The organism is Rhodococcus sp. BH5 (assembly GCF_027583855.1).
Lineage (GTDB): Bacteria > Actinomycetota > Actinomycetes > Mycobacteriales > Mycobacteriaceae > Rhodococcus_F > Rhodococcus_F qingshengii.
Map to the genome: position 1 here is coordinate 241,660 of NZ_JAJHVW010000005.1, position 13,326 is coordinate 254,985.

The window sequence follows — 13,326 nt, forward strand, 5'->3', positions numbered from 1 at the left end:
CTGATGTAACACAGATTTAACGTGGCTTGCTTAGTCTCGCGTGCATGGATCGCCAAAAAGAATTCGTGCTTCGTACCCTGGAAGAGCGCGACATTCGGTTTGTCCGCTTGTGGTTCACCGATGTTCTCGGGTACCTCAAATCGGTGGCGATCGCCCCCGCCGAACTCGAAGGCGCCTTCGAGGAGGGAATCGGATTCGACGGTTCCGCCATCGAGGGATTCTCTCGAGTCTCCGAAGCCGACACCGTCGCTCGGCCCGACGCCTCGACATTCCAGATCCTGCCGTGGGCCCACAAGGATGGTGCGCAGCATTCCGCTCGCATGTTCTGTGACATCACGATGCCCGACGGTTCGCCGTCGTGGGCCGATCCGCGCCACGTACTGCGTCGCCAGTTGAGCAAGGCCAGCGACTTGGGCTTCAGCTGCTACGTCCACCCGGAAATCGAGTTCTTCCTTCTGGAGAACGGCCCGATCGACGGCACTCCACCGATCCCGGCGGACTCGGGCGGATACTTCGACCAGGCTGTGCACGATTCGGCTCCGAATTTCCGCCGTCACGCCATCGACGCACTCGAGTCGATGGGCATCTCGGTCGAGTTCAGCCACCACGAGGCCGCGCCGGGTCAGCAGGAGATCGATCTGCGCTACGCCGACGCACTCTCGATGGCCGACAACGTGATGACGTTCCGGTACGTAGTCAAGGAGGTCGCGATCGGTGAAGGCGTCCGGGCAAGCTTCATGCCCAAGCCGTTCAGCGATCAGGCCGGCTCCGCGATGCACACCCACATGAGCCTGTTCGAGGGCGACACCAACGCCTTCCACAATCCGGACGATCCGATGCAGCTCTCCGAGACCGGCAAGGCGTTCATCGCCGGCATCCTCGAGCACGCCAACGAGATCAGTGCGGTCACGAACCAGTGGGTCAACTCGTACAAGCGACTCGTCCACGGGGGAGAGGCACCCACTGCCGCGTCGTGGGGCCCGTCCAACCGATCGGCTCTCATTCGCGTCCCGATGTACACGCCCAACAAGGCGTCCTCGCGCCGCGTCGAGATCCGTAGCCCAGACTCGGCTTGCAACCCGTACCTGACTTTCGCGGTCCTGCTTGCTGCCGGTCTTCGCGGCATCGAGAAGGGCTACACCTTGCCGCCCGAGGCAGAAGACGACGTGTGGTCGTTGACCTCCGCCGAGCGTCGCGCCATGGGTTACAAGGAACTGCCGAGCAACTTGGACAGCGCTCTGCGCGAGATGGAGAAGTCGGAGCTCGTGGCCGAAGCACTCGGCGAGCACGTCTTCGATTTCTTCCTGCGCAACAAGCGTCGTGAGTGGGAGGAATACCGCAGCCACGTGACGCCGTTCGAGCTCAAGACCTACCTCGGTCTGTGACGGTGAAACCGCCCGCTGCGAGATCAGCAGTTCCAGGACCGGGTCGACTCGGGCTGGTCGAGCCCACCGCTGCCGACGAGTTGCGTCAGCTCGGTTGGGTCGACGCCGAGAGCATCGAACTCTTGTGGTCGCTGTCGCGTGCCGCGAACGCCGACCTCGCTCTGCGCACCCTTGTGCGGATCAAGGACGGGCTCGGCGACGGGTGGCGCGAACTCGATCAAGCCCTTCGCAAGGACAAGAGCCTGCGCGGCCGTTTGTTCGCACTGGTGGGTGCGTCGTCGGCTTTCGGCGACCACCTGGCCGCGGATCCGATCGGCTGGAAACTGCTCGACGGCACCGCTCTGCCGACCAAGGACGAGGCGACTGCAGCGTTGCTCGAGGTCGTGGGTGCAACTGTCGACGAGGGTGCCACCGAAGGTTCATTGACCTACCGCGCCACGGTAACCGGGCCGGAAGCTGTTGTTGCTCTGCGTAAGAGCTACAAGGACCAGTTGATGCTGCTGGCTGCGGCTGATCTTGCGGCGACCGTCGAGAACGAACCCGTAGTTCCGTATCAGACTGTGGGGCACCAGCTTTCCGATCTGGCCGACGCCGCGCTGACCGCTGCACTTGCGGTGGCCATCGCAACGGTGTGTCCCGAGGGCAGCTGTCCGATCCGGCTCGCCGTGATCGCCATGGGCAAATGTGGTGCGCGCGAGCTGAACTACGTCTCCGACGTCGACGTGGTGTTCGTCGCCGAACCGGCCGATGCGACGGCCAGTCGCGTTGCCGGTGAGATGATGCGTATCGGTACCTCCGCATTCTTCGAGGTCGATGCTGCGCTGCGGCCCGAAGGCAAGCGCGGAGAACTGGTTCGCTCCCTCGAATCCCACATCACGTACTACAAGCGCTGGGCCAAGACCTGGGAGTTCCAGGCACTGCTCAAGGCTCGTCCGATGACCGGCGACATGGAGCTCGGTCGCCAGTACTCCGAGGCGATGAGCCCGATGGTGTGGATCGCCTCCGAGCGCGAGGACTTCGTCCCCGAAGTCCAGGCCATGCGTCGACGCGTCGAGGAAATGGTTCCCCCCGAACTGCGTGAGCGTGAACTCAAACTCGGCCGCGGAAGTTTGCGCGACGTCGAATTCGCCGTCCAACTCCTGCAATTGGTGCACGGGCGCGCCGACAGTTCGTTGCATGTCCAGAGCACCGTCGATGCACTGACTGCATTGGCGGCGGGTGGATACGTCGGCCGCGACGACGCCGCCAACCTGACTGCGTCGTACGAATTCCTGCGTCTGCTCGAGCACCGTCTGCAGTTACAGAAGCTCAAGCGCACACACACCCTGCCGCCGCCGGACGACGAGGAAGCGCTGCGTTGGCTGGCCCGCGCCGCGCACATGCGACCCGACGGTCGTCTGGATTCCCTGGGAGTCCTGCGCGCCGAGATCAAGCGGAATTCGCATCGGATTCGCCGCCTGCACGCCAAGTTGTTCTACCGCCCGCTTCTCGAATCGGTGGCGCGGATGGACAAGGAAGCACTGGTCCTGGGGCCAGAAGCCGCGGTTCGCCAGTTGGCCGCTCTCGGTTACACGGCACCCGAGCATGCTCTCGGGCATCTGACTGCACTGACGAGTGGCGCTTCACGCAAGGGTCGCATTCAAGCGCTCCTGTTGCCGACTCTGCTCGAATCACTCGCGGACACACCGGATCCCGATGCCGGTCTGCTCGCTTACCGCAGGCTCTCGGACGCGCTCGTCGACCAGACGTGGTTCCTGCGCCTGCTCCGCGACGAGGCTGCGGTGGCCGAGCGTCTGATGACGGTGCTGGGCTCGTCGGCGTACCTACCCGACCTGCTCATCAAGGCTCCCGACGTGATTCGCTTGTTCGCGGATTCGCCGAGTGGACCGCGCCTGGTCGAGCCGAAGCCCGAGGACGTCGCTCGCGGAATCCTCACCGCCTCCGGCCGACACAGTGATCCCAATCGTGCTGTTGCTGCGGCCCGCTCGCTGCGGCGACACGAACTTGCGCGAATCGCGTCGGCCGACATCCTCGGCATGCTCGATGTTCCTGCAGTCTGCAAGGCGCTGTCCTCGGTGTGGGCCGCGGTGCTCAATGCATCGCTCTCCGCGGTGATCAAGGCCAGCGTCACCGAACTCGGGACCGAGGCGCCGGCCAGTTTCTCCGTCATCGGCATGGGTCGACTCGGCGGCGGCGAACTGGGCTATGGATCCGATGCGGACGTGCTGTTCGTGTGCGAACCCCGCGAGGGCGTCGACGAGACCGTTGCGGTCAAGTGGGCCAACAGCATTGCCGACAAGGTCCGCAAGCTCCTCGGGGCACCGAGTACCGATCCGCCGCTCGAAGTCGACACCGGATTGCGTCCGGAAGGCCGTAACGGTCCGATGGTGCGCACTCTCGAGTCCTACGACGCGTACTACGCGAAGTGGGCTCAGGCGTGGGAGATTCAAGCGCTGCTTCGTGCGCACCCGGTTGCCGGTGATCCTGAACTGGGACTGCGGTTCCTGCACATGATCGACAAGACCCGCTACCCCGAGGGCGGCGTCAGTGATGCGGCGGTGCGCGAGATCCGGCGCATCAAGGCGCGAGTCGATTCCGAAAGGCTCCCGCGCGGAGCCGATCCGGCGACGCACACGAAACTGGGTCGCGGCGGCTTGGCCGACATCGAGTGGACTGTGCAATTGCTGCAGCTGCGCCACGCCGACAAGATCGAGTCGCTGCACAACACGTCGACCCTCGAGACTCTCGACGCCATCGGCGCCGCGGAACTGCTCAGCGAAGGTGACGTCGAACTGCTGCGTGACGCCTGGATCACCGCGACGAAGGCACGCAACTGCCTCGTTCTGGTGCGGGGGAAGCCGACCGATCAGCTTCCCGGCCCGGGCCGTGTTCTCGCGGCGGTGGCGCAGGTCGCTGGATACGGCGACGACGCAGGGGAATTCCTCGACAATTACCTGCGCATCACGCGTCGGGCAAAAGCAGTGGTGGAGAGGGTCTTCGGCGGGGAGTAGCGTTTTTGCTCAGTCTTGGCGAACCGGCGCATTCGCGGCGAACTTGCGGACTTCGGCGTCCTGCCACACGTGGGCGGGAACTCCGCCGCCGAGTAGCTCGCGCGCGAGCGCGGGTTGCCCGCCGATCGGTACGTCGCTGCCCGCGATGATCATGTTGCCGTAGCGGCGGCCCTTGAGCATCGCGGGATCGGCGATGATCGCCATGTGTTCGAACTGTGCGCCGATGGTTGCGGCCTCGCTGCGCGCGCCCTGGAGATCCGGGGTGTCGCCGCAGTTGACGATGTAGATGCCGCCCGGTGCGAGCACGCGTCGTACGTGGGTGGTGAATTGCGCCGTCGTCAGTGGTGTCGGAGTTGTGCTGCCGGCGAAGACATCTCGAATCACGATGTCCCGGGTGGACTCGGTGAGAGTTTCGGTGACGGCGCGGGCTTCTCCGACGCGGATGCGCAGAAGAGGCGCGCGCGGGAGGTCGAACCAATCGCGTACAAGTTCCGCCAGAGCACCGTCGATTTCGACCACCACTTGACGCGCGTCAGGGTAGGTGGCGGCGAAGTATCTGGCCATGGAGCAGGCGCCACCGCCGAGATGAAGCACCCGCAGGCGCTCGGCCTTGTCACGTTCGGAATCGACCAGATGCGCGATCCACCGCATGTACTCGAAATCGAGCACCGTGGGATCCGCGACGTTCACGTGGGAACTGGGCACTCCGTTGATCTGGATGATCCAACTGTCATCGGAGTACTGATCGCGGACTAGTTCGCACGTCCCGGTATCGATCGGAAAAGTGCCGGCGACGGGACCGGACTCGCCTCGCTCGGGAGTACTGCTGCGAGTTCTGGTCTTGCGAGTTCCCTTGGCCACTGTGTCCATGTTAGCCGTGCGCCTTTCTGGTAGAGGCGGCTACCAAAAAGGCACACGGACCGACGGTATTCTCGGGCTACTTCAGGCACACTCGTACATGGAGTGTGATCGGCGACACAAATGCCGGCGCGTTCTTTCGTCGTCCGTGCATCACGAAGAATTTCGAGGAGTGCAGGTGAAGGTCAAGGCAGCGGTAGTCAAGGCGCCAGGTCAGGCGTGGGAGATCGAAGAGGTCGAGCTGGGGGACCCGGTCTCGGGTGAGGTGCAGGTCCGACTCGCCGCATCGGGGCTGTGCCATTCGGACGAACATTTGCGTACGGGCGCCAGCCCGCTGCCCTTCTACCCGGCCCTGGGCGGGCACGAAGGCGCCGGAGTGGTGACGAAGGTCGGACCGGGTGTCGCGAGCGTCGAAGAAGGCGACCACGTGGTTCTCGCCTTCATCCCGGCGTGCGGACGTTGTCCGTCCTGTGCGAAGGGTCTGCAGAACATCTGCGACGAAGGAGCCGGCCTGTTGACCGGGCAGGCGATCTCCGACAAGACGTACCGCGTCACCCTCGACGACGAGCCGGTCATCCAGATGTGCCTGCTCGGAACATTTTCGCCGTACGTGACCGTCAACGAGGCGTCGGTGATCAAGATCGAGAAGGACATCCCGCTCGACAAGGCGGCCTTGCTCGGCTGCGGTGTTGCCACCGGTTGGGGATCGGCCACCGCAATCGGTGGAGCCAAGGTCGGCGACACGGTGGTGGTCGTCGGCGTCGGCGGCGTCGGAATCAACTCGGTGCAGGGTGCGGCGTCCGCCGGAGCACGATTTGTGATCGCGATCGATCCCGTCGAGTTCAAGCGCGACAAGGCAAAGGAATTCGGCGCCACACACACTTTTGCCTCCCTCGAGGAAGCGCTACCGGTGATCGGCGAGATCACCTGGGGCAAGATGGCCGACGTCACCGTGATCACCGTGGGCGAGATTCACGGCGACATCATTCAGCCCGCGCTCAGCGCGACGGGCAAGGGTGGCCAGGTCGTGGTCGTCGGAATGGGGCATTACGCAGATTCGCAGGTGACGCTCAGCCTCTTCGAGCTGACCCTTCTGCAGAAGCGTTTGCAGGGAGCCATCTTCGGCGGGGTAGGGCCACGGTCCCAGATTCCCAAGTTGCTCGATCACTACCGAAGCGGCGCGCTCAAACTCGACGAGTTGGTGACCAAGACTTACAAGCTCGAGGAGATCAACGAGGGGTACGCCGACATGCTCGAAGGAAAGAATCTGCGGGGGATGATCGTCTACACGGAGGACGATTACTGATCGTTTCCCTTTGACTGAAGGCTCCGGCCCGGCACCACGCTTCGTGGTGTCGGGCCGGAGTCTTCTGCCCCCACGCACATTTCTGTCGATCGATGAGTCGACTGCCCCCGTAGTGGGCACTCGCAGAGTGAGGAAACCGGGCACCGTGTCCGGATCTCAGTCCACGACTCGACAGAGAAGAGCAGAGCATGCCCTACATCACCACCTCCGACGGAACCGAGATCTACTACACCGAGCACGGCGTCGGCCGGCCGATCGTCCTCAGCCACGGGTGGCCGCTGAGTTCTGACGCGTGGCAGGTCGAGATGAAGTTGTTCGCCGACGCCGGATACCGGACCATCGCGCACGATCGTCGAGGACACGGTCGCTCGTCGAAGACGTACACCGGCAACGACATGGATACATATGCCAAGGACCTGGCTGAGCTGATCGACACACTCGACCTGAAAGACCTGGTCCTGGTTGGCCATTCGACCGGCGGCGGGGAAGTGGTCCGGTACGCGGCGCAGCACGGCAAAGGGCGCGTGGCCAAGGTGATCACCGCCGGCGCCGTACCGCCGATCATGGTCAAGTCGGACGGCAACCCCGAAGGCACACCGATCGAGGTCTTCGACGGCATCCGTGAGGGAGTTCTGCGAGACCGATCGCAGTTCTACAAGGATCTCAGCGAGAGCTTTTACGGCGCGAACCGCGAAGGTGCCGACGTCTCGCAAGGGGCGAAGGACGACTTCTGGCGGCAAGGTATGTTGGTCAATCTCGCCGCGGCCTACGACTGCGTCAAGGCATTCTCGGAGACGGACCAGACCTCCGATCTCGAAGCCATCGACGTTCCGTTCCTCATCGCTCAGGGCGACGACGATCAGATCGTGCCGATCGGCGCAGCGGCCGAGAAGGCGATCAAGCTGGTGAAGAAGGGCACGCTGAAGGTGTATCCGGGCGCACCTCACGGCATCTACGGCTCATATCAGAAGACACTGGACCAGGACATTCTCGCGTTCATCGAGGACTGACGTCAGCGAGGCGGAAGGACCGGAGTCGAAAGGACCAGAGTGGGAAGGATAAAATTGCCATGTCTACACACGTTGCCTCACTATGCAATGGCCCCAGTGTCTTCGAGAACGAACTTGGGTCGATCTCGCAACTCGACACGAGTTCGTTGCCGATCCTGTCCGGTCTGTCGATCAAACGAATTGTTCTCGGTCCCGGCGCGATCCGTGAACCACAATGGAACGTCAACGCGAACCAGATCGCCTACGTCACCAGCGGAACCGTGCTCGTCTCGATGCTGGGCAATGCTGACGAGTTCGCCAGCTTCGTGGTGCGAGCGGGGCAGATGTATCACGTCGAATCCGGCGCGATTTATCACATCGAGAATGTCGGAGAGGAGGAGGCGGAGATCATCGCTGCCCTGCGTACTTCACTCCCGCAGCACTTTTCGTTGCAGAGTAGCGTCAGCGCAATGTCGAACGCGGTGCTCGGCAACACGTACGATCTCGCCGCATCGGCCTTCGACGTCTTCGGTAGAGCCGATGCGTCCCAGATAGTTCGGCGGGACGGCGCCGCCGTCGTTCCCGATACCGCCGGCCTTCCCAACGCGCATCTCTTCGATCTCGAAGGCCAGATCGCGCCTCTCGCATATCCGTACGGACAGGCGAAAGTGGCGCGCAAGCAGTATTGGGCGGCGCTGGAGGATCTTTCGATGTACTCGTTGACTATTCGCGAGAGTGGGATGCGTGAGCCACACTGGCATCCCGTCACTGCCGAAATGGGATACGTGCATCGTGGTCACGGGCGGATGACGGTCCTCGATCCGGACGGTTCGCTCGACACCTACCTACTGGAGCCTGGTCAGGTGTATTTCGTTCCGCGTGCCTATCCCCATCACATCGAGGTTCTAGGTGACGAGGACATCAACTTCCTCATCTTCTTCGACCAGCCGACGCCGGGCGACATAGGCTACCGTGCAACGGCTTCCGCGTTCTCACGCGGCGTTCTCTCGGCCTCGTTCGGTGTTCCGGAACGGGATCTGCCGCACTTTCCTTTCACCCCGATCGATCCGCTCATCGTCTCGCGGATCAATCCGATCGACCGCCAGCACTGATCGGCAAGGACGCCCATTATGGCCACCGCGCTCACCGTGACCGATCACGGGACGACGCTCGACTTCACGTACGAGGACGCCCTCCGCTATCACGGTCCGCAGGCCCCGGGCGGCGTGGCGCATGCCTACAAGGTTCTCGAGCGCGCTCTCGGTGTGCTCGGCGGGGAAGGCTCCGTCGAGCGTCGCGAGCTGGTCGTCACCACCGCACACGGCGGACCAGGAGTGCGCGATTCGTTCGAGTTGGTCACGCGCGCGGTGACCGAAGGGCGGTACACCGTTGACAGTTCCTTGGCCAGGCGTGAACGTGGAAACACGCTCGCGCTGTACGTATTTCGGATCACCTATCGCGGCGCGAGCGTCACGCTGACTGTTCGGGAGGGGTTCGTCGTCGACGAGTTCATCACTCTGTCCCGTAAGTCCGACCGGACGGCCGAAGACGAGTCACGGCTGACAGAGCTCAAGCAGGAGATGGCGGATCGAGTGATGTCGAGCCCGGCCGAGAGCGTGTACGACGTCGAGACCGGCACGCTCCCCGTCTGAGCGACGGCGGCGCAGGCGTCGGCGTGCAGAAATCTGGGCTCTCTGAAGTCAGCGGCTGGCGAACATCCTTATTCGTTGGTCGCGGCTGCGCTCGAGATGGTTGCGCATGTGACCACGTGCGGACGATTCGTCCCGGGCGCGGATGGCGTTCAGGATCTCTTGATGCTCCGAATTGAGCAGGTCAGGTTCGCCGTAGTTCGACGGCGGGCCGCTGTCGTAGATTCGCAATTGGGTGGTGAGGCGGATCAGCAATGAGGTGATCGTGGAATTGTGGGCGGCCTGCCAGAGGGCCTCGTGAAACTTGAAGTTTCCGGCACGAACCTCGGTGCCTTCTGTTGCAGTGCAGCAGAACTCGTGCAATCCGTCCAGGCGGGCAAGGTCGAGATCGCTGTGGCGGAGTGCGGCGGCGCCGGCGGCTTCCGATTCGAGGGCAACCCGCGCTGCGTAGATTTCGATGACGTCCTCGGGTGTGCCGGAACGGACACGAAAACCGCGGGCGGCTCGTTCGAGTAGACCGTCGTGCGCGAGCCAGTTGAGTGCCTCGCGGATCGGGGTACGCGATGCGCCGTACGATTCGCACAATTGAGTCTCGTGCAGCGGAGAGCCCTGGGGGAACTTGCCGGCCAGGATGTCGGCTCGCAGGCGCAGGTACTGCCGCGAGGTCTGATCGGACCGGCCCAGCGCAGCCTCCGGCACCAGCAGATCGGTGGTGCTCGTATCGGCGTCGAGATCCATGTGTCCTCATTCCTGTGCATGCAAGTAGAGCGCGTTCGATTATGCCATCGGCGACGAGTGAGTACTTGCGTATACGCTAGTACTCATTTAGGTTCGTGCTTGTTCGTTTCCGAGGGAGAGGGTCTGAAGTGGCTGGAGAGACCGCGTCGCCGCTGGTGAGTGCTGCTGAACTCGACGCGATGCTGCGCGAGGGAGGCGTCGCTGTGCTCGACGCGACGGTTCATTTTCCTCCCGCGCGATTCGACGGCGACTATCGCCCGGAGTCCGGGTACGACGGCTGGGTTTCCTCGCACATCCCGGGTTCCCGACACGTCGACCTCATGGACGTCTTTTCCGAAAGGGAAGCGGCGCTGCATTTCACACGCCCGTCAACGGAGCAGTTGATGTCCGATCTCCAATCCAGTGGTATCGAACCGGGTGCGACAATCGTGATCTACGACCAGGGTTCGACCACTTGGGCATCACGGCTCTGGTGGGTGTTTCGCAACGCCGGCATCGAAGCAAGGGTCCTCGACGGTGGCCTCGCCGAATGGACTCGATGCGGCTTCGCCCTCGCGAGCGGCGACGACGTCACCCACACGTCGGCGTCGAAGCGTTGGAGTGTGACGGACCTTGGCCTGTGGGTCGATCTACCTCGCGTTGCCTCACTGTCCTCAGGAGAAGAAGCCGGAACGCTGGTGTGCGCGCTGGCGCCTGAGCAGTACGAGGGAACGGAGAAGACGCGATATTCGCGACGCGGACATATTCCGTCAAGTGTGAATCTGTCTGCGAAGGGTCTTCTCGACGCCGATGCCCGGATGCTTCCGGCGGACGATGTTCGGTCGAAATCTGCTGACGTTCTACCACCCGTCGCTGAACCTGTCGTGATCTATTGCGGCGGTGGAGTTTCGGCGTGCCTGACAGCACTCGCACTGATCCGCGGCGGCTATGAGGACGTCAAGGTCTACGACGGTTCGTTGGAGGAATGGACTGCAGATCCGACTTTGCCGATGGTTGTCGGCGGTGAGCCCGGCGGCGCGCTTGCGGATGTTCGATGTCCGCGGTCCTGAATCGCCGCAGTCCTCAATTGCCTCCCGTTCTGAAGGAATTCTCATGTCTGACACTGTCTCTGTCGAAACCGTCGCGTCGGCGATCGACGCACTCCGCGATCAGGTACCGCTCGTCCAGTCGCTGACCAACATCGTTTCTGCGAACTTCTTGACCAATGTTCTGCTCGCCGCCGGCGCAAGCAACGCTCACATCGACAACGTCCACGAAGCGGGTGGGTTCGCTGCCATCGCCGGGGGAGTGCTCGTCAACCTCGGAACGCCGGACGACGGGACAGCCGAAGCTTTCCTGATAGCAGCAGAAGCGGCCCGAACTGCCGGTACGCCATGGGTTTTGGATCCCGTCGGTGTCGGCGGACTACCCTGGCGGAGCGGTATCGCTGTGGATCTGCTGCGCTTTCACCCCAGCGCCATCCGCGGGAACGCATCGGAGATCATCGCTCTGGCCGGACTCGGCGGTGACACCCGCGGCGTCGACAGTGCCTCCGATTCCGCCGACGCGGTGCCCGCCGCTCTGTCACTCTTGAAGCATGCGGATGCCGTGTCGGCATCCGGACCGGTCGACTACATCGTCGGCCGCGATGCGGGCGGTGACACCCAGGGCATCCGAGTCTCCGGTGGCAGCGCGCTGTTGCCGCGCGTGACCAGTACCGGTTGCTCTCTGGGCGGTCTTGTCGCCGCCTACCTCGCCGTCACGTCGACCGCGCTGGACGGATTGGTTGCCGCGCACACGCATGTTGCCGTGGCATCGGAGATCGCCGAGGAAAATGCCTCGGGCCCCGGTTCTTTCGCGGTCGCATACCTCGACGCGCTCTACAGCGTGAATGCGGACACCATCCGTTCGCGTGCCCGAATCGAATCGTTCGACCTGCCGGCTGGAGTGCAGAACTGATGGGCATCAAGACATTCTGGTATCTCACCCAGGCCGACGGGGACTACCCGTGGAGCCCCGGTGGGCTGTTCCCCGTGGACGGGGCCAGGCAGATCGAGCTCGCGAAGACCATCGACGACGGCGGATTCGAAGGTGCGCTTGTTGCCACCTGGCCGAACGATCCGTTCATCTCGGCGACGTGGGCGGCAGCGCACACCACGCGCATGAAGTTCCTCGTCGCCGTCTACGCGAACATGACGCCGGCGCGACTGCTGGCGGAGAAGGCATTGACTTTCGACGCCTTCAGCGGCGGCCGACTGTTGATCAACTCGGTCAACGGACGCGAGAACATCCTGACCAAGTACGACATGAACGTGCCCCACGACGAGCGTTACGAGTTGGGGGAGCAGTACTGGGCGGACTTCCGCCGCATCTACGCCGAAGGCGCGGAGTCGAACTTTCCCAACACACCACTGCGTATCGATGCGCCCGCTGGGCATCAGGTTCCGCTGTGGGGTACCGGTGATTCGCCTGCAGGCCTGGCGAATTCAGGCAAGGTGCTCGACACCTACTTGGCGATGCTGCGCGAGACTTCGTTCATCGAAGACAAATTCTCTGCCGCACGGGCGGCGGCGGAGGCAGCCGGGCGCGAGTTCACCGACTTCGGTGCGCTCACCGGTGTGATCGTTCGCCCCACCAAGGCGCAGGCGCACGACCGGTTCCGTTCGTTGTTCGAGAAGACGGGCGTCGAGCAGATCGCTCATGTCTTGGACAACGCAGTGCGTCGTCGTACTCAGGGGAAGCAAGACCTCAAGACCTTCACCGCCCGCGACGCTCAGCGACAGGGTTGGGCGGACAAGATTGCCTCCGGCCGACTTCCGGAACCGGAGGAGTTGTACGTCGGTGACGGGCTGTACGCGGGTATCACGGCGTGGTCACCCCTCGACATCTTCGGCACCGGGTCATCGGCCGTGTACTACGTCGGCGATCCGGATTCGATCACGGACTCGGTACGCACGCTTCGCAGCCGAACCGGTTTGACTGCACTGATCCTGGCAGGTTGGCCTCTGATCGAGGAAGCGAAGTGGGTTGCGGAGCATCTTGTTCCGCGATTCGACGAACTCAGCTGACGGCGCGCCGCAAGACAGTGGCACCGAGACCTAGAACGTCGCGGAGAAATGCTGTGGCAGTGTCGATTTCAGACGCAGTACATTCGAGAAGGATCTTGACTTCCACGTCCTTCTTGACGATGTCGGCAACAACGGCCACGGCGACAACACCGTTGCCGACGGCCGAGCCTCGGAACAGATCGATCCCGTCGCCGTCCGCGCTGACCGTGCCGTCGAGATAGCCGTAGTCGAGCGGATAGATCGCATCGGGGTACCGCGGGTGTGCCGACCCTCGGGGGCGATCGATCACGACAGCTGACGTGGCAGCCAGGTGATCGAGGGCGGCGAACAGTTCTTCACTCAT

At 63.3% G+C, this 13,326-nt stretch carries 12 protein-coding genes; 9 read left to right on the forward strand and 3 right to left on the reverse strand.

Annotated elements, in window-relative coordinates; genetic code table 11:
• Positions 1 to 44: 44 nt before the first annotated feature.
• Positions 45 to 1,385: a glutamine synthetase family protein gene (locus tag RhoBH5_RS15205; protein WP_003941637.1), complete on the forward strand. Its 1,341-nt coding sequence runs from the start codon at positions 45 to 47 to the stop codon at positions 1,383 to 1,385.
• A complete protein-coding gene (locus RhoBH5_RS15210) occupies positions 1,382 to 4,396 on the forward strand; it encodes a bifunctional [glutamine synthetase] adenylyltransferase/[glutamine synthetase]-adenylyl-L-tyrosine phosphorylase (RefSeq protein ID WP_042921890.1) in 3,015 nt (1,004 codons plus the stop codon). Before RhoBH5_RS15205 ends, RhoBH5_RS15210 begins: the two co-directional genes overlap by 4 nt.
• Before the next feature lie 9 nt (positions 4,397 to 4,405).
• Here the strand turns inward: RhoBH5_RS15210 and RhoBH5_RS15215 are convergent, their stop codons facing one another.
• Positions 4,406 to 5,266 (reverse strand): spermidine synthase, encoded by an 861-nt coding sequence (locus RhoBH5_RS15215; RefSeq protein ID WP_007735449.1) that lies wholly within the window; start codon positions 5,264 to 5,266, stop codon positions 4,406 to 4,408.
• A gap of 166 nt (positions 5,267 to 5,432) precedes the next feature.
• Between RhoBH5_RS15215 and RhoBH5_RS15220 the strand changes: the two genes are divergently transcribed.
• The 4 genes from RhoBH5_RS15220 to RhoBH5_RS15235 all read left to right on the forward strand — a co-directional run bounded on the left by RhoBH5_RS15220 (position 5,433) and on the right by RhoBH5_RS15235 (position 9,201).
• Complete coding sequence (locus RhoBH5_RS15220; protein ID WP_003941634.1) at positions 5,433 to 6,560, forward strand: NDMA-dependent alcohol dehydrogenase; 1,128 nt, start codon at positions 5,433 to 5,435, stop codon at positions 6,558 to 6,560.
• Between the two features lie 188 nt (positions 6,561 to 6,748).
• A complete protein-coding gene (locus RhoBH5_RS15225) occupies positions 6,749 to 7,570 on the forward strand; it encodes an alpha/beta fold hydrolase (RefSeq protein ID WP_003941629.1) in 822 nt (273 codons plus the stop codon).
• Between the two features lie 59 nt (positions 7,571 to 7,629).
• Positions 7,630 to 8,661 carry a cupin domain-containing protein gene (locus RhoBH5_RS15230; RefSeq protein WP_047270821.1) on the forward strand — a complete coding sequence of 344 codons (1,032 nt, stop codon included), beginning with the start codon at positions 7,630 to 7,632 and terminating at the stop codon, positions 8,659 to 8,661.
• A gap of 18 nt (positions 8,662 to 8,679) precedes the next feature.
• Entirely contained in the window at positions 8,680 to 9,201 is a 522-nt protein-coding gene (locus RhoBH5_RS15235) for a hypothetical protein (protein ID WP_270008477.1), read from the forward strand.
• A gap of 48 nt (positions 9,202 to 9,249) precedes the next feature.
• On the opposite strand, the gene RhoBH5_RS15240 is transcribed toward RhoBH5_RS15235, so the two are convergent.
• Positions 9,250 to 9,936: a GntR family transcriptional regulator gene (locus RhoBH5_RS15240; protein WP_003941581.1), complete on the reverse strand. Its 687-nt coding sequence runs from the start codon at positions 9,934 to 9,936 to the stop codon at positions 9,250 to 9,252.
• Between the two features lie 128 nt (positions 9,937 to 10,064).
• On the opposite strand from RhoBH5_RS15240, the gene RhoBH5_RS15245 reads away from it, so the two are divergent.
• From RhoBH5_RS15245 to RhoBH5_RS15255, 3 genes are read left to right on the forward strand one after another with little or no spacing between them, the layout of a single operon-like run.
• A complete protein-coding gene (locus RhoBH5_RS15245) occupies positions 10,065 to 10,985 on the forward strand; it encodes a sulfurtransferase (protein ID WP_080961199.1) in 921 nt (306 codons plus the stop codon).
• A gap of 43 nt (positions 10,986 to 11,028) precedes the next feature.
• Positions 11,029 to 11,874, forward strand: coding sequence for a hydroxyethylthiazole kinase (thiM, locus tag RhoBH5_RS15250; protein ID WP_054186673.1), 846 nt, complete (start codon positions 11,029 to 11,031; stop codon positions 11,872 to 11,874).
• Complete coding sequence (locus RhoBH5_RS15255) at positions 11,874 to 12,983, forward strand: LLM class flavin-dependent oxidoreductase (RefSeq protein ID WP_047270824.1); 1,110 nt, start codon at positions 11,874 to 11,876, stop codon at positions 12,981 to 12,983. Before thiM ends, RhoBH5_RS15255 begins: the two co-directional genes overlap by 1 nt.
• On the opposite strand, the gene RhoBH5_RS15260 is transcribed toward RhoBH5_RS15255, so the two are convergent.
• Positions 12,976 to 13,326 (reverse strand): inorganic pyrophosphatase, encoded by a 351-nt coding sequence (locus RhoBH5_RS15260; protein WP_047270827.1) that lies wholly within the window; start codon positions 13,324 to 13,326, stop codon positions 12,976 to 12,978. The genes RhoBH5_RS15255 and RhoBH5_RS15260 overlap by 8 nt on opposite strands.